Origin of the sequence: Saccharomonospora saliphila YIM 90502 (assembly GCF_000383795.1) — a bacterium.
GTDB classification, from domain to species: Bacteria; Actinomycetota; Actinomycetes; order Mycobacteriales; family Pseudonocardiaceae; genus Saccharomonospora; species Saccharomonospora saliphila.
In genome coordinates, this window is the sequence record NZ_KB912670.1 from 13,109 (window position 1) to 15,514 (window position 2,406).

2 protein-coding genes and 1 pseudogene are annotated in these 2,406 nt (G+C 72.1%); 2 read left to right on the forward strand and 1 reads right to left on the reverse strand.

Going from position 1 to position 2,406, the window contains the following annotated elements:
- Together cimA and SACSA_RS0111470 are read left to right on the forward strand one after the other, a co-directional pair.
- Positions 1 to 1,301: citramalate synthase (cimA, locus tag SACSA_RS22585; RefSeq protein WP_083940235.1), on the forward strand; the 1,301-nt coding region annotated here is incomplete at its 5' end.
- A gap of 22 nt (positions 1,302 to 1,323) precedes the next feature.
- On the forward strand, positions 1,324 to 2,103 hold the full coding sequence (locus SACSA_RS0111470) for a fumarylacetoacetate hydrolase family protein (RefSeq protein ID WP_019816019.1): 780 nt from the start codon (positions 1,324 to 1,326) through the stop codon (positions 2,101 to 2,103).
- 34 nt (positions 2,104 to 2,137) lie between these two features.
- Here SACSA_RS0111470 and SACSA_RS26065 read toward each other — a convergent pair.
- Positions 2,138 to 2,406, reverse strand: a pseudogene (locus SACSA_RS26065) (FAD-dependent oxidoreductase); the annotation flags it as partial.

Below are 2,406 nucleotides of genomic sequence, written 5' to 3' on the forward strand. Positions count from 1 at the left end.
ACCTACACCGAGCAGACTCGCGCGCGGCGGCGGTGACCCTGGTGGCCAAGGCCGACGCCCGGCACATCGAGCGCGCGCTGCGCGTGGACGTGGACGAGGCGTGCGCCATGGTGCGCGACACCGTCTCCTTCCTGGTCTCCCACGGACGCCGGGTGTTCGTCGACGCCGAGCACTTCTTCGACGGCTACGCCCACGACCCGGACACGGCCCTGCGCGTGCTCGACGCGGCGGGCGAGGCCGGGGCCGACGTCGTCGTCCTGTGTGACACCAACGGCGGCCAGCTCCCGCTGGGCCTCGCGGACACCGTCGGCGAGGTGGCGCGGCGCACGGGCCTGCGGCTGGGCATCCACTGCCAGGACGACACCGCGTGCGCGGTGGCCAACACCGTGGCCGCCGTGCAGGCGGGCGCGACGCACGTGCAGTGCACGGCCAACGGCTACGGGGAGCGGGCGGGCAACGCCGACCTCTTCGCCGTCACCGGCAATCTGGTGGCCAAGCTCGGCATGGAGGTGCTGCCGCCCGGCGGGGCCGCCGAACTGACCCGGATCTCCCATGCCCTCGCCGAGCTGGCGAACATCACCCCGGACACCCACCAGGCCTACGTCGGCTCGTCGGCGTTCGCGCACAAGGCTGGCCTGCACGCCAGTGCGATCAAGGTGGACCCGCTGCTGTACAACCACATCGACCCGGCGCTGGTCGGCAACGACATGCGCGTGCTGGTGACCGAGATGGCGGGACGGGCCAGCCTCGAACTCAAGGGCAGGGAGTTCGGCGTCGAGCTGGCCGAGCGGCCCGAGGCGCTGTCGAACGCGCTGACGAAGGTCAAGGCGCTCGAGGCGCAGGGGTGGTCGTTCGAGGCCGCCGACGCCTCGCTGGAGCTGCTGCTGCGGGCCGAGACCGACGACGTCGGCGAGCCGCCGTTCACGCTGGAGTCCTACCGCGTGGTGCTCGATCACCGCGGCGAGGGAGAGGTCGTGTCCGAGGCGACGGTGAAGGTGCACGTCGGTGGCGAGCGGGTGATCGCCACGGCGGAGGGCAACGGCCCCGTGCACGCGCTGGACGCGGCGCTGCGCCAGGCGCTGCGCCGACACCTGTCCTGGTTGGACGAGGTCGAGCTGTCCGACTACAAGGTGCGCATCCTCGCGGGCCGGTCGGGCACCGACGCCACGACCCGCGTGCTCGTGGAGTCCTCGGACGGCGAGCGGGAGTGGACGACGGTGGGGGTGCACCCGAACATCGTCGAGGCGAGCTGGCTGGCCCTCTGCGACGCGCTGGTGCACAAGGCGCGCCGCGTGGAGTGACGGCGGGCGGTACGATCACGGCGTGCGTTTGGCTCGAATCGCCCATCCCGACGGTGTCGCCTTCGCCTCCATCGAGGCCGAGGGCGAGGCCGACGACGCGGCACAGGTCCTTGAGATCGCCGATCATCCGTTCGGCACCCCGAACTACACCGGGAGACGGTGGCCGCTGGCCGACGTGCGGCTGCTGGCGCCGATCCTGCCGACCAAGGTGATCGCGGTCGGCCGGAACTACGCCAAGCACGCCGAGGAGTTCGGCAACGAGGTCCCGGCCGACCCGATGATCTTCCTCAAGCCCTCGACGACCGTCATCGGACCCAACGTGCCGATCAAGCTGCCCCGAATGTCCTCGCAGGTGGACTTCGAGGGCGAACTGGCGGTCGTGATCGGGCAGCCGGTGAAGAACGTGCCCGCCTCCAAGGCCGCCGCCGCCATCCTGGGTTACACGGTCGCCAACGACGTCAGCGCCCGCGACCTCCAGCGCGCGGACGGCCAGTGGGGCCGGGCGAAGGGGTTCGACACCTTCTGCCCGGTGGGCCCGTGGATCGAGACCGGCCTCGACCCCTCGGATCTGGCGCTGACCTCCGAGGTGGACGGCGCCGTGAAGCAGGACGCCCGCACCTCGGCGATGGTGCACAAGGTGGGCGAGCTGGTGGAGTTCGTCTCGTCGGTGATGACCCTGCTGCCCGGGGACATGATCCTCACGGGCACGCCCGAGGGCGTGGGCCCGATCGAGGCGGGACAGCAGGTCTCGATCACCGTGGAGGGCATCGGCACGCTCACCAACCCCGTGCAGGCGGGCTGAGTCCGCGCGTCCGGACGTCCCCGGCCGGTCTCGGTCACTCCGTCGGCCGCCGGGCGAAATCCGGTGCGTGCTCCGGACGGGGTCCGACGCCGATCATGTAGGCCGGAACCACCGAGAGCCGTGGTACGCGCCGCATCAGGGCGACCAGCGGCGTGGGCGGCCCGGCGCGGCGCCCTTGCACGGTCGGTGCGACCACGAGCCGGTGCAGGAGACGTTGCAGCGCCTGCACGAGGACGGTCGGCAGGAGCCGCCTGCGGCGCACGGCGGCCAGGGCGGAATCGGGCACGGACCCGGTCCGCAGGG